Origin of the sequence: Arachnia propionica, from assembly GCF_037055325.1 — a bacterium.
Taxonomy (GTDB): domain Bacteria; phylum Actinomycetota; class Actinomycetes; order Propionibacteriales; family Propionibacteriaceae; genus Arachnia.
The window spans coordinates 2242458-2261342 of record NZ_CP146373.1; the positions used below are offsets into that span (position 1 = coordinate 2242458).

Genomic DNA, 18885 nt, shown 5'->3' on the forward strand with positions numbered 1-18885 from the left:
GCGACGATCTCACTACGACAACGGCCCGGCCTGCAGGAGGCCGGGCCGTTCATGTGATTCAGATCACTTGGCGCGTTCGATGATCTCGACCAGACGCCAGCGCTTCTGCGCCGACAGCGGTCGGGTCTCCATGACGCGGACGCGGTCACCGACGCCAGCGGTGTTGTCCTCGTCATGGACCTTGATGCGCGACGACTTGGTCATGACCTTGCCGTAGAGCGGGTGCTTCACGCGGTCCTCGACCAAGACGACAATGGTTTTGTCCATCTTGTCCGAGACGACGACGCCCTGCATCACCTTGCGGCGGCCGCGCTGTTGGGTGGTGGTTTCAGACATGCTCACTTCTCCTGGATCGCGGGCTCATCGACGATACCGAGGTTGCGTTCCTGCAACACGGTGTAGACGCGGGCGATGTCTTTGCGGACCTCGCGAAGCCGCCCGTGGGACTCCAGCTGACCCGTGGCGGCGGCGAACCGGAGGCCGAACAGTTCCTCCTTCAGCTCCACCACCTTGGCGTTGAGCTGCTCGCGGGACAGGCCACGCAGCTCGTTGGCGGTCAGGGCCTTGCTCATCAGATCTCACCTGCTTCGCGTTTGATGAAACGGGCCTTGAAGGGCAGCTTGTGGATTGCGAGGCGCATCGCCTCACGGGCCACGTCCTCAGCCACACCGGAGAGCTCGAAGAGCACCCGACCGGGTTTGACGTTGGCCACCCACCACTCGGGCGAGCCCTTGCCGGAACCCATTCGGGTCTCAGCCGGTTTCTTGGTCAGGGGACGGTCCGGGTAGACGTTGATCCAGACCTTGCCGCCACGCTTGATGTGACGGGTCATGGCGATACGAGCTGCCTCGATCTGACGGTTCGTCAGGTAGGAGGACTCGAGCGCCTGGATGCCGTACTCACCGAAGGCGAGCTTCGTGGCGCCCTTGGCAACACCGTCCCGCTTCGGGTGGTGCTGTTTGCGGAACTTGACGCGACGAGGAATCAGCATGGCTCACGCTCCTGCGTTCGAGGTTTCGGGAGCAGCCTCGACCGGTGCCTGGGCTGCTTCTGCGCGGCGGCGTCCGCCACGCTCGGGACGATCCCCGCGACCCTCGCCGCGTCCCGGGCGGCGGCCCGAACGCTGACGACCGGTGGGGGCGGAGTTGCGGGCGGCCTTCTGGGCAGCACGTTCGGCACGGGTGCCGGTGACGTCGCCCTTGTAGATCCACACCTTGACGCCGATCCGCCCGAAGGTGGTGCGGGCCTCGTAGAAACCATAGTCAATGTCGGCGCGAAGGGTGTGCAGCGGCACCTGGCCGTCACGATACCCCTCGGAACGCGACATCTCGGCCCCGCCGAGACGCCCGGAGCACTTGATGCGGATGCCCTTAGCGCCGGAACGCATGGCCGTCTGCTGGGCCTTGCGCATCGCGCGACGGAAAGCCACACGGGCCCCCAGCTGCTCGGCGACACCCTGCGCCACGAGCTGGGCGTCGATCTCGGGGTTCTTAACCTCGAGGATGTTCAGCTGCACCTGCTTGCCGGTCAGCTTCTCCAGCTCGGCCCGCACCCGCTCCGCCTCGGCGCCGTTACGCCCGATGACGATCCCGGGACGCGCGGCGTGAAGGAAGATGGTGACCCGTTTGGAACGACGCTCGATCTCGATGGAGGAGATCCCGGCGCGTTCCAGCGACTTGGTCAGGTAGTTACGGATCTTCACGTCCTCAGCCACGTAGTCTGCGTAGTTCTTCGTCGCGTACCAGCGGGTGATGTGATCCGTGGTGATGCCGAGACGGAAGCCGTTCGGGTTGATCTTCTGCCCCATGCTCAGGCCTCCTTCGACTCTCGGGGTTCAACGACCACAGTGATGTGGGAACCGCGTTTCAGGATCCGCGAAGCGGAACCCTTGGCGCGGGGACGAATGCGACGCAGGGTCACGCCCTCGTCGACGAATGCCTTCGACACGTAGAGGTCCTGGGGGTCCAGGTCCTCGGCGTTCTCAGCGTTGGCGACGGCCGAGGCCACCACCTTGTACACGGGCTCCGAAGCCGCCTGGGGGGCGAACCTCAGGGCGGTAAGGGCCTCGGTGACATCCATGCCGCGGATCAGATCCACCACACGACGCACCTTCATCGGGCTCATCCGGACGTGACGCGCGATGGCGTAGGAGCCGGGACGATCACCGAGCAGGGCCTCGCGACGGGCGCTGTTGCCGTTTTCGTTGCTCATCGTTTCGTTAGTCCTATCCTCGCGCCTCAGCGGCGACGGGCCTTCTTGTCTTCCTTCACGTGCCCCCGGAAGGTGCGCGTGGGGGCGAATTCGCCCAGCTTGTGACCAATCATGGCCTCGGTGATGAACACCGGGACGTGCTTGCGACCGTCGTGCACGGCGATGGTGTGGCCCAGCATGTCCGGGACGATCATCGAACGGCGCGACCAGGTCTTGATGACATTCTTGGTGCCCTTTTCGTTCTGAACGTCCACCTTCTTCATCAGGTGGTCGTCAACGAAGGGGCCTTTCTTCAGGCTGCGTGGCATATTTCCTCAGGCTCCCTATCAGCGCTTCTTGCCGGTCTTGCGGCGACGCACGATGAGACGGCTGCTCGCCTTGTTCTTGTCGCGGGTACGGCCCTCGGGCTTACCCCACGGGGACACCGGGTGACGACCACCCGAGGTACGGCCCTCGCCACCACCGTGCGGGTGGTCGACGGGGTTCATCACGACGCCACGAACGGTCGGGCGGATGCCCTTCCAGCGGTTACGTCCTGCCTTGCCCCAGTTGATGTTCGACTGCTCGGCGTTGCCGACCGTGCCGATGGTGGCACGGCACCGGACGTCGACCATGCGCATCTCCCCCGAGGGCATGCGCAAGGTGGCGTACTTGCCCTCACGGGCCACGAGTTGAATGGCCGCGCCAGCGGAACGACCCAGCTTGGCGCCGCCTCCGGGACGCAACTCAACGGCATGAACCGTGGTGCCGACGGGGATCTGCCGCAGCTCCAGGTTGTTGCCGGGCTTGATGTCGGAGCCCGGACCGGAAACCACGATGGTTCCCTGGGTCAGGCCGTTGGGGGCGATGATGTAGCGCTTCTCGCCGTCGCGATAGTGCAGCAGCGCGATGCGGGCAGTGCGGTTGGGGTCGTACTCGATGTGAGCGACCTTCGCAGGCACACCATCCTTGTCATAGCGCTTGAAATCAATGATGCGATAGGCCTGCTTGTGACCACCACCGATGTGGCGCGTGGTGATACGACCCGAGTTGTTACGGCCACCGGTCTTCGATTTCGGGGCGAGCAGCGACTTCTCCGGAGTTGAACGGGTCAGTTCGACGAAATCGGAGACGCTGGCGCCGCGGCGACCCGGGGTCGTCGGCTTGTACTTGCGGATACCCATGACGAATCAGTCCTTCTTCACTCGCCCTGGCCGGCGAAGATGTCGATGCGGTCACCCTCGGCGACGGTCACGATGGCACGTTTGACATCGACCCTCTTGCCGATGCCGAAGCGAGTGCGACGACGCTTGCCCTGACGGTTCTGGGTGTTGACGGCTATGACGCGAACATCAAAGATCTTCTCGATAGCGATCTTGATCTCGGTCTTGTTCGCGCGGGGGGCCACGACGAACGTGTACTTGTTCTCGTCGAGGAGGTTGTAGCTCTTCTCGCTGACGACGGGACGCCAGATGATGTCGCGGTGATCGCGGATCTTCAGCTCGCTCACTTCTCCTCCTTGCCTTCCATCACGTTCACGAAGCCGGCGGCCTCAGCTGCCTCGGCGGTCTTGAACCAAACCTCGGCGATAGTGCGGGAGTACCACGGCGACTCAGGGGTATGGAATTTCATGGAATCCTCGTTGCCCTTGATCTCGAACCCAGCAGGCGGCTTGTCACCGCGGTAGGAGTTCTTGCCGTAGTCCTTCTTGGCCTTCACCTCGGTCGTGGCCTCGGCCTCAGATTCGGTGGCGATCGCCTCGGCACCCCGGTTAGTGAACGCGGCCAGCGCCGCGGAGGTGAACACGACGGTGTCGGCCACCAGCACGTCGTAGGTGTTGAGTTGGTCGACGGCCAGGACGTGGATGGTCGGGACGTTGCGCAGGCTCAGCCAGGAGACCTCCTCGAACCGGTCGAGGACCACGAGCACCTTCTTCAGTTCACCCAGCTGCGCGAGCGTTTCAAGAGCGGTGCGGGTGGAGGGAACCTCGCCGGGAACCAGCTCGGAGACCACGAAGACCTGGCCGTCGCGGGCGCGATCGGACAGGGAGCCGCGCAGGGCCGCGGCGATCATCTTCTTGGGGGTGCGCTGGGAGTAGTCGCGAGGCTTGGGACCGTGAACGGTGCCGCCGCCGGTCCAGATCGGGGAACGACGTGAACCGTGACGGGCACGACCGGTTCCCTTCTGTCGCCACGGCTTGCTACCGCCGCCACGAACCTCACCGCGGGTCTTGGTGGAGTGCGTGCCCTGGCGGGCAGCGGCAAGCTGGGCCACCACGACCTGATGGATCAGAGGAATGTTGGTTTGGACGTCGAAGATCTCGCCGGGCAGCTCGGCGGTGCCGGCTTTCTTACCCTTGGGAGCGTGGACGTCAACGGTGATGGAGCTCATGCCTGCTCACCCTTCTTTGCTGCGCTGCGCACGACGACGAGCGAGCCGTTGTTGCCGGGGACCGCGCCGCGAACCAGCAGCAGGCCTCGTTCGGCATCGACGGCGTGGATCTTGAGGTTCTGGACGGTCACCTTGGCGTTACCCATGCGACCCGCCATGCGGAGGCCCTTGAACACGCGACCGGGGGTGGAGCAGCCACCGATGGAACCAGGTGCGCGGTGCTTGCGGTGCACGCCATGTGAACTCTTGAGGCCCCCGAAGCCGTGGCGCTTCATGACGCCCGCAGTGCCCTTGCCCTTGGTGGTCCCGGTCACGTCGACGAACTCACCACCGGCGAAAAGCTCGGCGGTCAGCTCCTGGCCAAGAGTGAACTCGGATGCGTTGGCCGTGCGCAGCTCGAGCAGGTGCCTGCGAGGAGTGACACCGGCCTTGTCGAAGTGCCCCTGGGCAGGTTTCGTGACCTTCCTGGAAGCGATGGCTCCGAAGCCGAGCTGGACGGCGTTGTACCCGTCCTTCTCGGGGGTGCGGACCTGGGTGACGACACAAGGCCCGGCCTGGATGACGGTGACGGGGACGACCTTGTTGTTCTCGTCCCAGAGCTGGGTCATGCCGAGCTTGGTGCCCAGGATGCCCTTGACGATTCGTTCGCTGTTGCTCATCTCGGACCTCACGGAAGCTTGATTTCGATGTCGACACCGGCCGGAAGGTCGAGGCGCATCAGCAGATCGACGGTCTTCGGCGTGGGGTCGAGGATGTCGATCAACCGCTTGTGGGTGCGCATCTCGAAATGCTCGCGGCTGTCCTTGTACTTATGGGGCGAACGGATCACACAGAACACGTTCTTCTCGGTCGGCAGCGGCACGGGGCCTGCCACCTTGGCACCGGTGCGAGTCACGGTGTCGACGATCTTGCGCGCCGAGCTGTCGATGACCTCGTGGTCATACGCCCGCAACCGGATGCGGATCTTTTGTCCCGCCACAGTTCATTCCTTCTACTTGTCCCTGATGGAGTTCTCATGAACTTTTTGGGGCCTGGACCCCTCCGCCGCTCCGACCCCCGAGGTCGGGAGTGTCGGGCCCGAAGCCGCAAGGAAAGACCTGCCTCCAGCTTTCCGGAGGTCACATCTTGCGCTTGGGCGACCTGCTCGACCTCGACAAGGAGGGCATTCGTCACACACACGACAGACGCCACCCCTTGCGGAGCAACCTGCACATTCTTGCATGCCCTCGCCGACGTGCCAAATCGCCGCTGCGTTCAGGGGGTGCTGCGGTTCAGGAAAGCGAGGATGGCGCGCACCCGGCGGTTCTCGTCTCCGGGCTCGAAACCGAGTTTGGAGAAGATGTTGGAAACATGTTTTGCCACAGCAGCCCCAGACAGGAAAAGCCGCCCAGCGATTTGGTTGTTGGAGAGTCCCTGGGCCATGAGCTCCAGCACCTCGAGTTCTCGCGGAGTGAGTTCTCCCAGCCCAGAACGGGAAGCCTGCATCATGGCGCGTGCGACCTCCGGGTCGATCACCACTCCCCCGCCAACCACCATCCGCAACGCACCGATGAAGTCCGCGACCTGCGCCACCCGGTCCTTGAGGAGGTACCCGGCTCCACCCGCACCTGGCGGGGCCGGGAGGGCGAACAGCTCCTGGGCGTGCAGCGGGGAGACGTACTGGCTGAGTACCAGAACCGCCACCCGGGGGTGTTCCTCCTTGATCCGGATAGCGGCCTGAAGGCCGTCGTTGGTCATGGTGGGCGGCATCCGAACGTCGGTGATCACCACGTCGGGAACCGCTTCCCGCCCGGCCAGTTCGGCGATGGCGGCCAGGAGCGCATCAGCGCGGTGTTCCTGCCCGACGATCTCGTAGCCCTGGCGTTCCAGGAGCCCGACGAGCCCTTCACGGAGCAGAGCGGAGTCGTCGGCCATCAACACTGTGGTCATGAGATCACCACCGCGGGTTCGCCTCGATTCAGTAGGAGAGGAATGGTAACGGCCAGCTGCGTGGGTCCTCCGGGTGGTGAGGAGATCGTGAGTTCACCACCCGCGGCAGCCACGCGTTCCTTCATGCCCGCCAGCCCGTGTCCGGGAACGATTCTCGCTCCGCCCTGCCCCTGGTCGACGACGGAGACCCGGAGGTCCTGGCCAGCGGCCAGCAGCACGGTCACATCCGCACGGGGCGCGTACTTGGCGGCGTTTCCGATGGCTTCACAGGCGAAGAAGTAGCCGACCGCCAGCACCCCCTCGGGGAGTTCGGGCAGCGGTTGTGGCACGACGATGCGCACCCGGTTGGCCGCGGTGGCCGCCACCTCCTCGAGTGCCGCAGGCAGACCCTGCTGCCTGAGCAGCTGCGGATGGATGCCGCGAATCGTCCGGCGAAGTGCCCCCAGGCCCTCCTGAATGGCGGTGTTGGCCTCGGCCAGGAGCTGCGCAGTAACGGGGTCGTTCTCGACCGCTGGGGAGAGCTGCGCCTCCCCCACCTTCATGGCGGCGGCCACGAGGTATTGCTGGGCGCCGTCGTGGAGGTCGCGTTCGATACGGCGACGTTCCACCTCGTAGGCCTCGACGATGACTCGCCGCGAAGCAGTGAGTTCAGCGATCCGCTGGGCGGCCTCCTGCTCATGGCTGACCTGCCGTTTCCTTCCCCAGCGCATGACAGAGAATCTATCGCGTGCCCTGCGTATCCCACGACCACGGGGTGAGCCGATACAGAAGTGCCCTCTCCCGTCCGGAGCCAGCTGCGTCACAATCACCCCACACCCGAACAACACACCCATCCTTGGGTCCCCGGACGCCCTCGCCATGGTTTCAACACGACCCACTCGCAGAGCTCGCAGGCCGCTTCACAGGGCTCCGAGGACATGGGGTGTAGGAGAATAGGTAGTGCTGGCACCACCCCGAATGTGGAGTGCACCCTGTGTTGCGCGACCGATCCCGGCGATGGAATTGAGACATGTTCGATGACACCTACTCAGCGGCCCTGCTGGCCACTCACGACATCACGAAGAGTTTCGGCTCGGTCAAGGCACTGGCCGGGGTCTCCCTCACCATCGCTTCTGGGGAGTCCGTCGCCATCATGGGGCCCTCCGGTTCCGGCAAGTCCACCCTCCTGCACTGTCTGTCGGGTGTGCTGACCCCCGACAACGGACCGGTCCTGTTCGCCGGCAAGGATCTCACCCGGATGTCCGACGCGCAGCGCTCCCATCTACGGTTGCACCAGTTCGGTTTCGTCTTTCAGGACGGCCAGCTGATCCCGGAGCTCCCAGCCCGTGAGAACGTGGCGCTGCCGCTGATGCTCACCGGCACCCGGCGCCGCGCCGCGCTGGCTAAGGCCGATGAGGTCCTGGCGAAGATTGGCATTCCCGATCTGGCCGGTCGTCGTCCCTCCGAGATGTCGGGCGGACAGGCACAGCGGGTCGCGATAGCCCGCGCACTGGTGGCGAACCCCCGGGTAGTGTTCGCCGACGAGCCCAGCGGCGCACTCGACCAGGCAACGGGTCACGAGGTGATGCAGTTGTTGACCGCAACCGTCGCTCGGGTAGGGGCGTCCCTGGTGATGGTTACCCACGACTCGGCGGTCGCCCGTTGGTGCTCACGCCTGGTAGAGATCCGTGACGGCCTGGTCCACGCCGACCGCCGCCTCGACGTAAGGGTCGCGCGATGAGCGCCGCCACCGGTTTGACCGGCCTCACGTTCCAGCTCACCCGCGCGCGCTTCGCGGTTCGCCAAGGCGAAGCCCTACTGTTTTTCGCAGCTGTGCTGGCCAATACCATCTCCGCCGCCCTGGCTTTCACCGTGGCGGGCGGAACGATGATGTTCTACACCCGCTGGGAACAGCCCACCGGACTGCTGGCGGCTCTGAAGGCGGAAGATCCCTCCTTCGACTTGATCCTGGGTTTCTACGTGGTGCTTGCCTTGATTGCCACGGCTCTGCTGGTACCCGCGATGACCTCCCTGTCGGCATCAGCAGCCGTGCTGGGGGCGCAGGGTCGTGAGCAGCGGCTGTCAGCTCTTCGACTGCTCGGACTGAGCTCCGGCGATGTGACCCGCATGTCGTTGATCGACTCGGCCATCCAGGCGAGCATCGGCACTCTCCTCGGTGGTCTGCTCTACCTGGTGACCGCTCCCTTCTGGGGGGCGCTCGAATTCCAGGGGGAACCAACGGCCCTGATCCTGCCCTGGTGGCTGGCACTGACCGTTACCGCTTTGAACATCGTCATCGCGCTGATCGCCACCTGGTGGGGGCTGCGACAGGTCCGGATCTCCCCACTCGGTGTCGCCCGCCGTGGCGCGAAACCCCGAATGACCTGGAAACGGGTTGTGGCTTTCCTCACAATTCTGGTCGTGACCTTCGTCGTAATGCCTCGTCTCCTGTCCGGAGGTGAAGCCATGGCCTATGTGGTGCTGGCTGCACTGATCAGTAGCGTGATCTTCGGCTACAACCTCTTCGGACCGTGGATGCTCCAGATCTTCGCCCGTCTCTACCGTCTGATTCCCGGCCCCGCAGCGCTGATGGCCGGACGCCGAATCATGGCCGATCCCCGCAGCACCTGGCGTCGCATCGGCGGGCTGGGAATCCTGGCGCTCATAGCGGGCTATCTAGGATCGATGCCCTTCGAGATGAACAGCAACATCAATGCTCTCATGCGAACTTTTGCGGACAAAGCCAGGTGGGACCTCGCCAAGGGAGTAGTCATCACCTTGACGGTTGCTCTGCTGCTGACTGCCACTGCCATCCTCATCAGCCAGGCCTCGTCCATATTCGAAAGGGCCGGTCTCACGGTCGCGCTGCACCGCCTCGGCACACCCAGTTCCTTCCACACGAAGGCACGGTGGCTGGAGAACCTGGGGCCGCTGGCGCTGGTCACCGTGGTCGGATACCTCGTTGGCCTCGGCATTGCCCAGCCAGTGCTGATGGCCATGGAGAAAAAGCTCGGGCAGCAGGCCTCCGAGGCCGGAAACGTGGTGGTGGCCGCAGTGCTCGTAGGTGGCTTCGTCCTCGCCGCCCTGGCGCTGGCGGCCACCCAGCCCCTGCAAAATCAGGTGCTGCACACTCAGCGGCGTCGCAACGACTGAGCACTCACTGGCCTCCCGACCCGGAACGGCGGTACGCCCCCGGGCCGGGAGGTCACGACTGTGCCCCGACGTAACTGCGCACCGCCATCCGCCACGTGCCGATGGCCAGCAGGACGGAACCCGCGAACGAAACCGCGAGCAACACCAGCTGACCGCTCTCGAAGAAGCTGTTCGCTGGGACGGTGATGGCCAGTCCGACCGGAACCACGAAGGTCAGGATGATCTGCAGTGGAAGCGCATGGAGACCCAGGGGCCAGCGTCCCACGGTCTCGAGGATCTGATTCGCCACGATGAGCACCCCCTTACCTCTGCGCATCATCATGCCGAGGCCGGCGATCAGGTAGCACCATGCGGCGAGCGTACCGATCCCCAAGGCGAGCGCCACGACGTAGTGGGCAATCCTCAGCAGACCACCACCAGCATTCAGCCAGGTCGCAATCGTGATCCCGACTCCGAGCAGCACGTGGGTCAGAGGACCGAACGCCACCTCTGACAAACCGATCAGGAACAGTCGTGGTCCGGGGTTCAGCAGAATCAGGTCGGCACTTCCGTCGTGAATACCCTCGATGAACCGGACCGTCGACGGGTACAACGCCACCTCGATGACCCCGAGGACGATGAAATGCGTACCGAGCAGAAAGACCAGCCCCTGGGCTGACCAGCCCGCCAGCACCGACGTCCTGGACGCGACGAACCACAAGCCGAGAAGATCCGCGCTCAAGGTGATACCGCTCAGCAGGAGCGACATCCAGAAATCCGTCCGGTAGGCCCAGAGCCTGGTCACACTCATCTTCAGCAGCGCCGAGAAGCAGCGAAGGAGGTATCGGATCCGCATCTCAAGCCACCACCGTCTCGAATCGGGCCACCGCCCTGCGCGACAACACAACAGCCGACAGCAACGCCAACACGGCCCACAACGCCTGCTGTCCCAGAACCACCCACCCGGAGACGCCGTCATCGAACAGGCTCAACGGCAGCGCCAGCATGCTCGGGAACGGGGTCAGCGACGCGGCCGTGTCAAACCAGTCCGGGAGCAACTCCAGCGGGGCAAAGCTGCCCGAGGCCAAACCCTGAACCGCAAAGTACAAGCCATTGACGGCATTCATCCGTGTGGTCCAGAAGGACAACTGCGCAAGCCCCCACTCGATGAGAAACCGGATCACGATCGCCATCACCAGGGATGCGAAGAAGAACACAGCACGATCCCATCGAACGTCCAGGTAGGCCTTCCCCACGATCCACATCACCGCCCCACCGACCAAAGCCACGGGCCCGGAGAAGAGCTTCGAACCCAGCGTGAGCGCCAGATCGCGACCCACGACAGCGCCCGGGCGCAGCAACTGGAGGGCATAGTCGCCGGAACGGATCCGATCACCGTAATCCCACATCAGCCAGGTGTAGGACAGGTTGTTCACGACGAACGCCATGCTGAAGTACGCCGTCAGCCTCGCTCCACCAGCGCCGCCACCGATCCCCTCCACATTCGTCCAGATCGCCAGCATGACGACCGGCTGGAGGAGACTCAACACAATCCACACGACAGCGGCCCCCGGGTAACGCCACTCCGCCCGGTAGAAGACGAGGGCCTCCGCCCAGACTCCCCTGATCGTTCTCACCCGACCCCACCCTCGGCATACAACGCGGCAACCAGGTCGTTCATGTCAGGACGTCCGATGGTGATCTCCGTGAATGCCACCCCAGCCCCGGTCAGGGCATCAACCACCTCACGCGAGGACGCGTTCGTGTCGAACCGGAACACCGAGGCGTCGGATCCCGGAACCTCCCTGTGTTCGAAAGCCGCAATCACCCTCCTTGCCTCGTCGACACGCCCCGGATCGAGGGTGAGGCCCACACGCAGAGGAAGGGGAGCGTGAGAGACCATGTCCTGCAGTGACCCGTCGAATACGAGCCTTCCACCGTCGAGGAGCAGGGCCCGGTCACACACCGCCTCGACGTCCTCCATGTAGTGGCTCGTCAGGATGATCGTCGCCCCCGTATCACGGTTGTACTCCCGCAGGAAACCACGAAGCGACCTCTGCGAGGCAGCATCAAGCCCGATCGTCGGCTCGTCGAGCAACACCAGCTCGGGAAGGTGCAGCAGCCCCATCGCCAGCTCCCCACGCATCCTCTCCCCCAGCGACAGGGTCCTGACGGGACGGTCGATATAGGCTCCCAATCCGAGGAGCTCCTCGAACCGCGCCAGGGTCTCGTCGAACTCATCGCGAGAGATGTCGTACAGCACCCGTTGCAGCTCCAAAGAGGCACGCAGGGGCACGTCCAGGTTGGCCCTCTGCTTCTGCCCCATGATCAGGGAGGTACGCATGAGAAACCCGCGGGACCTGCGGGCCGGGGTTTCACCCAAACAGGAAATGGTCCCCTCGCTCGGTCGCAGAACCCCGGAGAGCATCCGCATCATGGTGGACTTGCCCGCCCCGTTCGGCCCCAGCAGGGCCACCGACTCACCCGCCGCAACCCGGAACGAGACATCATTGACGGCCCGCCCCCTACCGGTCTTCGATCCGCGGGGCCGCCGGTAAGCGCGACTCACACGTGAAACCTCAATCACCGGCGAACTTTCACCATCACTTCGCATCACACCACCCCAGCTATCCCGACCCTCATCCTCGCGGGTCCGGCGCTCTCATCCCGTACAACGAATACTCCGACGCCCTCTCCTTTCAAGGCGTTCGGTTTCCCCGCGATCCGCCCCTGATGGTATCAATCGCGAGAGGCTCTGTCAGTTCCCTCGGCCCTCATAGAACCCGAACCAGGCCGCTGCTCTCATTCGACGCGAAAGTTATCGACAACAAGTACCAACAGACGAAGTCGTCCTGTGAGGCGTGTTCACAACCATCGTCAAACGCGCTCTGACCAGGGGTTTCGCTGGCGAACGCAACACCCTCGACTAAACCTCACTGCCCACGAAATTACGTAGCCCCCCACTCCACTCCCGCATGATTAGAAGTTGCCGGATTTCGCTCCCCAGAACATCAATCCGGGTATAGTCCCAAACATGCTAATCCTCGGAGGGAACAGGCCACAAAGATGCATCTCTGCATTGATACCGCGATCTACTCAACAGGATAGGCTTACCAAACTACGTCACCTCGCATTGACCACGACATCCGCCCTACCCGGCTTCCGTCGAATTAGCTCAACGCAGACCGTCTCATTATCAGCACCGCATCTCGGCGACTGCACACCTAGCACGCATCCACACACTTGCACGCGGGTCACACGGCACGGCCTACCATCAATTTTTCCTGGTCCAAATATTCTATTAACTAAAAGTGAGAACTTTACATTGAGCCTTATTCACAGCCTTCCTCAAGTGCGCCCTGACTAGGGGCTTTGCTGGCCGACACGCCGTCTGTGAATAAGCCTCATTATATCCCACGAAGCGTTGTACCCACCGAAACCCAGAAACCCTTCCAACTGCCCCCATGAAACATCTCGAAGCAGGAATACCTAATAATGTTTTCTAAGCAAAAAAATCCCATTCACCACCCACCCCCAACCGATCACAGTCGCATCTCACTCGCCATTATCGATGGCGATATGTTTGTTCGCCAAACCCTTACGGAAATTTTCACTCAAACGACCGATATACAGGTAGCTTCAACGCTGGATAATGCAGAGGAGGCAGTGCATTATATTCAACACAATCCTGTCGATGTCGCATTGATGGATATTCACTTACCAGGAATTTCAGGCATTAAGGCAACCTCTATCATTCGACACCACTATCCACAAGTTCGGGTGCTCATCATGGCCTCCGCGGCGAGCCGGAACTCAATCGACACGGCGATGACAGCCGGAGCGACGGGATACTTGCTCAAGAATACGCGCACGTCTCAGCTCATAGCAGCTATTCGAGCTGTGGTCCAAGACCTTTCCGTATTCTCACCAGACTTGCTCAACCAGATTCTACCGAATCGTCATCACACAATGCGGACAGCAAACGAACTGGCCATTACACAAAAAGAGCTCATGGTGTTGCACTACCTGAACCGGGGGCTGCGAAATGCAGACATTGCCGACAAAATCTACGTCTCCGTCTCCAGCGTCAAAACCTATATCCATTGCCTACTGAAAAAACTCGGAGTTGACAGCCGCTTGAAGCTCGTAGCACGTGCCCGCGAACTCGGCCTCCTCGAGGATTAAGAATCAATCGTCGCACGTCTAAAGGGCACGGTCAAAGCAATGGCCCCGGCGACTGCCAACAGGGCTGCGACGACAACGGAGAAAGTAGACACATCTTCGGACACCATACGAACCGGCATGACCATGGAACTGACAATCGGTACATAGGAGAGGATCACCTGTGGCATTCCTTGGAGATACATCGCTGCAAACCACATTCCCATCAACCCAAGGTTGAGTGGAACTGATGCGTCACGCAACGCATCCATGTTTCGGGACCGAAGCCCAATCAAGGCCCAGAGAAGGCACACGTTGAGATAGCCGAGAACAAACAACGGAACATAGGCGACAAGAACACTCGAACCCAACGATTCTATAAGACCACTGGGCAGTGCGCGCCGCAACAGGAGCAATGCCGCGAGCAACAAAGTCATCTGAACAACCGAGATGGTGATGTTCGCTATTAATTTACCTAATATGAGGGCACGGAGAGGCATCAATTGCCTCAGGGTGTCATACACCCCTAATTTTTTGTCCTCGACGATACTGACAGCCAGCTGTTGGCCAACCATCAAGCCCGCGAACAGGAATCCGCAGCCGAGCGCGGCAGCGAAGAGCTGTCGTGTGACAACATCTTGGGTCTTCGCGCCATCTGCCGCAAGAGCTACTCGGACTTGATCATCGGCGGCGCCTCGTTCCACTGCTATCCACTGCCACGCTATAGCATGGGCGACCTGGGTTCCGGAGCCTGCGATCGATTCTGGAATCGTGACAGTCACCTTGAGGGTCGACTCCGAACCTGCCAGAGAAATCTGCGCCCGAATCACATCTTGGGACGCTGCAGTTCCCGGTTCCACCGGCTCACACAAAGCCACCACTCCCGAACCCCGCCAGCCAGCACACAGGGATTGCGCCAAAGGCACGGCTGCCGATTCTGCCTCAACAACCATGCTCTTATCACTCTTCGAGGTCTGCAGATACTGAAATATCGCCACTGCCCCAACCAACGCTAGCGAACCGATCATGGCAACGATGAAGCTGCGATTTAGGAGCTTCCTGAAGATCTCTCGCCTGGCCACGATAAGGAACTGCATCCACGTGAATGGCAATTTACTCCTCCTCGCACGCACGGCGGGAACAAGCATCGTAAAACTCACGCATTCGAGTGCGATTTTTCTGACTCAGAGAGAAAATACCTCCCCATGATATGGACTGCGCCAATCTCGCCCTGACTTCATGAGTATCAGGCATCGCCTCGACACTCCCATCGGGCATGGTTACTTCCCATTCGCGACTCCCTTCGTGCATACCAAGGGTTGTCGATTCAGCACGCCCGGCATGGATCACCGTGACTCGGTCGCACAACCGCTCCAGAACATCAAGCTGATGTGAAGATAGAATCACTGCAACTCCTTCCTCCTTACGACTTCTGAGAAGGTCAGAAAGTGCATCAACCCCCTCCACATCCAGCCCAGAGAAAGGCTCATCCCAGAGAATGCAGTGCTGGGAACACACCAAGGCGGCAGCAATCTGGACCCGTTGCTGATTGCCAAGTGACAGCTCTCCCACCCGACGCCCAACAAGGGAATCCAATCCGAGGGAGGAGACGACTTCTCCGAAGAACTCATTTCGACGAGCACGAGGGTGGCGCAGCCGGGCGTAGAACTCCACGGTCTGACGAACGGTGTCCTGTGGATATAAGCCACGCTCTTCAGGCATAAAGCTGAAGGACCGCTGCACTTTTTCCCTCAGAGGAACATCATCCCACGTGATGGAACCTCCATCAGGCCGGGTGAGCCCAACGACACAACGAAGTAGCGTTGATTTTCCTGCCCCATTGGGACCAACCAAGGCAGTAATCTCACCCCGAGGCGCCCATAGCCGCACTCCCCTCAGAGCCTTGACGGTCCCGAATGACTTCTCGATACCCTCACACAGCAGACCACCCCCGGGCGGAGCAGCGTGCCGCGCATGATATTTCACCGTTCTACAGGCTCGGTAGTCTCAGATCTCCCCCTGTTTCGCCGACGTGCGTACGCTGCAATGAGACTGGAGGATACCACCGCCATCAGGACACACCCAACAGTGATGGGTTGCCTCAGAGAAGGAGGCGCATAGAAGCCAGTCGTCAAGGCTAGGCCCGTGAAGAGGGCCACTACGCATATGATCAAGATTACAACTTTACCTGAAAGGTCACTAGTCATCAGCCCTTCTCCTTTCTTGCGCCATAGTACCACCGAAGCCTCTTGACGAAAGCGAAGACACTTGCGTTTCGCGGCACGAATCACACACCCCAAGCAAATCCGCGCCATTCACCTGCGGAAGAGTTTCGGTTTCAAACCAACGCTCATACCAGCGGCACCGCACATCGGCTCGAGGAACGAGACTCATGGCCTTGCTGGGGCATCCTTGGCAGAAGTTGAAATACTCACACTCCACGCATTCAACCCCACCGGGCCTGGGGGCATTTGCCAATTGAAAAGATTTGAGACCACCGAATATTTCACAATACTCGTCCGTCAGTAGATTGCCCAGTCTCCCTAGAGAGTCACCGAAGTTGCAGGGACGCACGCCAGCCTTTACGTCAACAGCGACGGTGCGATGGCCTGCACCACAGTTTCGAATCTGTTCCACCCCGCCAGCCGCCGTGGGAGCACCAGCCTGCGTAATCCCGGGGCCGCTGTAACCCGCCTTCTTGAGCGCCTCCTCCAAGCGACGCGAAGTCCCAGCAGAGGCGAGAGCCGAATCGGTAACATTACATCCGCGCCCGAAGGGAGCCACCGGAGAAAATGCATGCAGCGCCGGAGCCAATTTGCGCCCCAGAGAAACGAGCTCAGGAACCTCATGCAAAGTCCCTTCAGAAATGCTCGTGGCAATACGCGTTGGTTTTCCCGCCTCTGTGCATACTCGCACCGCTTCAACGGCTCGCTGGAAAGAATGCCTATGCTTACGGAACAAGTCGTGCGTGCGCTCGATCCCGTCGATGCTGACCTGAACAGCCACGTTGTCGCGCCCCATGATGGCATCACGCACCTTTCCCGGAACCCCCAGAAGATACCCATTGGTCAGGACGCTAACCAGACTGAATTTCGAGCAAGCGAGGTTCAGCATCTCCGTGAATTTTGGATGAATAGTACATTCACCTCCACTTAATTCAACCACTTGGACACCATTGGCACTCAGGAGCTCGACCACAGTCGCGAAGGTGTCAATGGACATGAAACTGCCAACATTTTGCCGTGCCGCTATATAGCAGTGCTCACAAGAGAAATTACAGCGGTCCGTGATTTCGATTACCGCATGTTGCGGATAATAAGCGTCACGCCTGCCCGTGACCTGCGGAGGCCGTGCGGGCGACAGTGGCTGCTCGGTCCAGCGAAGCAATCCGCGCATTGAAAGCGCCCAGTTAACAGCTCGATCTGCCAGAACCGGCCCAAAGACTGGATCACTGCCCTTGACGTATCGCTCGACGATTTCCTCGAGGGTAACCGTGCCATCAGCAATGCTCACGACATCCACATAGAAACCATCGATCGCAAAATATGCCATAGACATAAAGCCCCCTCGACTGTCAGCTGCATACCCATTCAACTCCTCGGCTTCTCGGGCATTTTGGAGGCTTATCGACAGACGACCACCACTTGCATCGCGATGAAATTTGAAAGCTGGATTCACGTGCGGATACATAGCCTTCTTCCCCTGAACCATGCGATCAGCGACCGCTTCTTACGAAACGTAATTGTTTACATATGAAACGTCAGCAAATCCGTTTGTTCTTGACGGATCGCGTTCGCCAGCCCCTGATCACAGTACTCCATAGACGCACTTCCACCGATAGACCACAGAGCGGCAGATGCTGCGCCAGCGGTGCCGTAGTTTATTTCGGCACAAACAACGCACAGGCCGCAGGCACCACAGACCCCACACACACCACAACCATCCGTGATAGTGAGGTTAAGCTCAGGCTGCTCAGCAGGCTTTCTTGGAGCTGCTTTCAGCCCCGCATCTGGGGTGAGCTCACCACTCATTTTGACATCAGTGATCACCACGGTAAAGATGGCATTCCCAACTACCCGTTGGCGCTGCACACCTGCTGGCCGCAGAGTTTCCTGTTCTCCGAGTTTGATCCTGTCATCAACGACACTTTCCGGACCGAGCACGGCACTGAGGGGCTGCGCATCACCGATCTCGAATGACGACTCTTCATCACAGAAGCACAAAAAATTTGCGAGATCATGCCGAAGCGAAGGCTTGTCTGCAGGAAAACCAAAACGCGCTACTTCTTCCAAGGTCGGCGTTGTTTCTCGCCCAGAATCCAAAAACAGTCCCGCGAGGGCACGGGTGAGTCCTGCAGACAACATTCGCGCCTTCCCATCATCCTGCTCACCGACGAGTGCCCCACAAGCAAGATCACGATCCGTGATCAACAGCACGTCAGCCACCAATTTCAGTGCATTCGGCATCGAAATACACCCTCCTCGATCTGAACCTCATTCTGCGGTTCTCCCGCAGAACCCGACATGTTTCACACTAAGCCACATCGAAGCGGTTTGGAAGACTCCTGCTCCTGAATTAGACCTTGGTACAACTCTTCAGTACGAACGGACAGTTATGTGAACCGAATCCGCCAGAAGTACAACGCCAGCACCTCTGGGACGCGATGCTTTTGTAGCCAGTGATGAAAGAGGCTTCATCGAGCACGTGAGCATAAATCTGCACTGCGCCGGCTCGAAGCGCAGCGAGGATTTCAATCAGCAGGTCGCGGCGGGGCAGTGGGAAACCCACCTGACCCTCACGCAACATCACCGATCTCCCCGATGCCCGTCCGGCCCACAACGCGCTCCCCCTTGACTCCACACATGGCTCCGACCTAGTGTCTGACCTCATGGAACATCCCCGCATGATGCAGCTCGGCGCGCACTTCACCGCCTCTGCATGCCGGTGTTCCCGCCCGGTCCGTCAGTTCTGACGCACCCGGAAGTCCGGATCGTCCCGGAATTTTCGTCTTCGCTGCGCGCTCATAGTCCTCTGCGTTTTCCGGCAGCCGTCACACACTGACCCGTCACACCCGTTGATGGTCAACGATCCACACCCTGACCA

Annotated in this window: 23 protein-coding genes; 3 read left to right on the forward strand and 20 right to left on the reverse strand. The window is 61.0% G+C overall.

Annotated features, from left to right (window positions below):
* Positions 1 to 63 precede the first annotated feature (63 nt).
* The 13 genes from rpsQ to V7R84_RS10490 all read right to left on the reverse strand — a co-directional run bounded on the left by rpsQ (position 64) and on the right by V7R84_RS10490 (position 7220).
* Positions 64 to 336, reverse strand: a complete 273-nt coding sequence (gene rpsQ, locus V7R84_RS10430; RefSeq protein WP_338568686.1) for a 30S ribosomal protein S17 — start codon at positions 334 to 336, stop codon at positions 64 to 66.
* A gap of 2 nt (positions 337 to 338) precedes the next feature.
* Positions 339 to 572 carry a 50S ribosomal protein L29 gene (rpmC, locus tag V7R84_RS10435; RefSeq protein ID WP_014847250.1) on the reverse strand — a complete coding sequence of 78 codons (234 nt, stop codon included), beginning with the start codon at positions 570 to 572 and terminating at the stop codon, positions 339 to 341.
* Entirely contained in the window at positions 572 to 991 is a 420-nt protein-coding gene (gene rplP, locus V7R84_RS10440) for a 50S ribosomal protein L16 (RefSeq protein WP_338568690.1), read from the reverse strand. Before rplP ends, rpmC begins: the two co-directional genes overlap by 1 nt.
* Positions 992 to 994: 3 nt before the next feature.
* The gene (gene rpsC, locus V7R84_RS10445; RefSeq protein WP_338568692.1) at positions 995 to 1807 is read right to left on the reverse strand and encodes a 30S ribosomal protein S3; all 813 of its coding nucleotides are present in this window, start codon (positions 1805 to 1807) and stop codon (positions 995 to 997) included.
* Between the two features lie 2 nt (positions 1808 to 1809).
* The gene (gene rplV / locus V7R84_RS10450; RefSeq protein ID WP_338568694.1) at positions 1810 to 2211 is read right to left on the reverse strand and encodes a 50S ribosomal protein L22; all 402 of its coding nucleotides are present in this window, start codon (positions 2209 to 2211) and stop codon (positions 1810 to 1812) included.
* A 26-nt stretch (positions 2212 to 2237) separates the two neighbouring features.
* Positions 2238 to 2519, reverse strand: a complete 282-nt coding sequence (rpsS, locus tag V7R84_RS10455) for a 30S ribosomal protein S19 (RefSeq protein ID WP_338568696.1) — start codon at positions 2517 to 2519, stop codon at positions 2238 to 2240.
* Positions 2520 to 2537: 18 nt separating this feature from the next.
* Positions 2538 to 3374, reverse strand: a complete 837-nt coding sequence (gene rplB / locus V7R84_RS10460) for a 50S ribosomal protein L2 (protein WP_338568700.1) — start codon at positions 3372 to 3374, stop codon at positions 2538 to 2540.
* 17 nt (positions 3375 to 3391) lie between these two features.
* Positions 3392 to 3700 (reverse strand): 50S ribosomal protein L23, encoded by a 309-nt coding sequence (gene rplW, locus V7R84_RS10465; RefSeq protein WP_338568703.1) that lies wholly within the window; start codon positions 3698 to 3700, stop codon positions 3392 to 3394.
* Positions 3697 to 4581 (reverse strand): 50S ribosomal protein L4, encoded by an 885-nt coding sequence (gene rplD / locus V7R84_RS10470; protein ID WP_338568705.1) that lies wholly within the window; start codon positions 4579 to 4581, stop codon positions 3697 to 3699. The genes rplW and rplD overlap by 4 nt, the downstream gene beginning before the upstream one ends.
* The gene (gene rplC / locus V7R84_RS10475; protein WP_338568706.1) at positions 4578 to 5240 is read right to left on the reverse strand and encodes a 50S ribosomal protein L3; all 663 of its coding nucleotides are present in this window, start codon (positions 5238 to 5240) and stop codon (positions 4578 to 4580) included. The genes rplD and rplC overlap by 4 nt, the downstream gene beginning before the upstream one ends.
* A gap of 8 nt (positions 5241 to 5248) precedes the next feature.
* Positions 5249 to 5560 carry a 30S ribosomal protein S10 gene (rpsJ, locus tag V7R84_RS10480; RefSeq protein ID WP_014847259.1) on the reverse strand — a complete coding sequence of 104 codons (312 nt, stop codon included), beginning with the start codon at positions 5558 to 5560 and terminating at the stop codon, positions 5249 to 5251.
* 275 nt (positions 5561 to 5835) lie between these two features.
* The gene (locus V7R84_RS10485) at positions 5836 to 6510 is read right to left on the reverse strand and encodes a response regulator transcription factor (protein WP_338568708.1); all 675 of its coding nucleotides are present in this window, start codon (positions 6508 to 6510) and stop codon (positions 5836 to 5838) included.
* On the reverse strand, positions 6507 to 7220 hold the full coding sequence (locus V7R84_RS10490; RefSeq protein ID WP_338568710.1) for a sensor histidine kinase: 714 nt from the start codon (positions 7218 to 7220) through the stop codon (positions 6507 to 6509). Before V7R84_RS10490 ends, V7R84_RS10485 begins: the two co-directional genes overlap by 4 nt.
* Before the next feature lie 299 nt (positions 7221 to 7519).
* Between V7R84_RS10490 and V7R84_RS10495 the strand changes: the two genes are divergently transcribed.
* Both V7R84_RS10495 and V7R84_RS10500 read left to right on the forward strand, forming a co-directional pair.
* A complete protein-coding gene (locus V7R84_RS10495; RefSeq protein ID WP_338568714.1) occupies positions 7520 to 8230 on the forward strand; it encodes an ABC transporter ATP-binding protein in 711 nt (236 codons plus the stop codon).
* Positions 8227 to 9642: an FtsX-like permease family protein gene (locus tag V7R84_RS10500; RefSeq protein ID WP_338568715.1), complete on the forward strand. Its 1416-nt coding sequence runs from the start codon at positions 8227 to 8229 to the stop codon at positions 9640 to 9642. The genes V7R84_RS10495 and V7R84_RS10500 overlap by 4 nt, the downstream gene beginning before the upstream one ends.
* A gap of 52 nt (positions 9643 to 9694) precedes the next feature.
* On the opposite strand, the gene V7R84_RS10505 is transcribed toward V7R84_RS10500, so the two are convergent.
* The 3 genes from V7R84_RS10505 to V7R84_RS10515 are packed head-to-tail and all read right to left on the reverse strand — an operon-like array spanning position 9695 to position 12235.
* Positions 9695 to 10477, reverse strand: a complete 783-nt coding sequence (locus V7R84_RS10505) for an ABC-2 family transporter protein (RefSeq protein ID WP_338568716.1) — start codon at positions 10475 to 10477, stop codon at positions 9695 to 9697.
* Position 10478: 1 nt separating this feature from the next.
* Positions 10479 to 11258, reverse strand: coding sequence for an ABC transporter permease (locus V7R84_RS10510; RefSeq protein WP_338568718.1), 780 nt, complete (start codon positions 11256 to 11258; stop codon positions 10479 to 10481).
* Positions 11255 to 12235, reverse strand: a complete 981-nt coding sequence (locus V7R84_RS10515) for an ATP-binding cassette domain-containing protein (RefSeq protein ID WP_338568721.1) — start codon at positions 12233 to 12235, stop codon at positions 11255 to 11257. Before V7R84_RS10515 ends, V7R84_RS10510 begins: the two co-directional genes overlap by 4 nt.
* Positions 12236 to 13116: 881 nt before the next feature.
* Between V7R84_RS10515 and V7R84_RS10520 the strand changes: the two genes are divergently transcribed.
* Positions 13117 to 13806 carry a response regulator transcription factor gene (locus tag V7R84_RS10520; protein WP_338568724.1) on the forward strand — a complete coding sequence of 230 codons (690 nt, stop codon included), beginning with the start codon at positions 13117 to 13119 and terminating at the stop codon, positions 13804 to 13806.
* Here V7R84_RS10520 and V7R84_RS10525 read toward each other — a convergent pair.
* The 4 genes from V7R84_RS10525 to V7R84_RS10540 form a co-directional block, all read right to left on the reverse strand.
* Positions 13803 to 14894 (reverse strand): ABC transporter permease, encoded by a 1092-nt coding sequence (locus V7R84_RS10525; RefSeq protein WP_338568725.1) that lies wholly within the window; start codon positions 14892 to 14894, stop codon positions 13803 to 13805. The genes V7R84_RS10520 and V7R84_RS10525 overlap by 4 nt on opposite strands.
* A 1-nt stretch (position 14895) precedes the next feature.
* Positions 14896 to 15768 (reverse strand): ABC transporter ATP-binding protein, encoded by an 873-nt coding sequence (locus tag V7R84_RS10530; RefSeq protein WP_338568727.1) that lies wholly within the window; start codon positions 15766 to 15768, stop codon positions 14896 to 14898.
* A gap of 213 nt (positions 15769 to 15981) precedes the next feature.
* Positions 15982 to 17493, reverse strand: a complete 1512-nt coding sequence (locus V7R84_RS10535) for a radical SAM protein (protein WP_338568730.1) — start codon at positions 17491 to 17493, stop codon at positions 15982 to 15984.
* Positions 17494 to 17528: 35 nt separating this feature from the next.
* Positions 17529 to 18248 carry a hypothetical protein gene (locus tag V7R84_RS10540; protein ID WP_338568734.1) on the reverse strand — a complete coding sequence of 240 codons (720 nt, stop codon included), beginning with the start codon at positions 18246 to 18248 and terminating at the stop codon, positions 17529 to 17531.
* Positions 18249 to 18885: the final 637 nt, after the last annotated feature.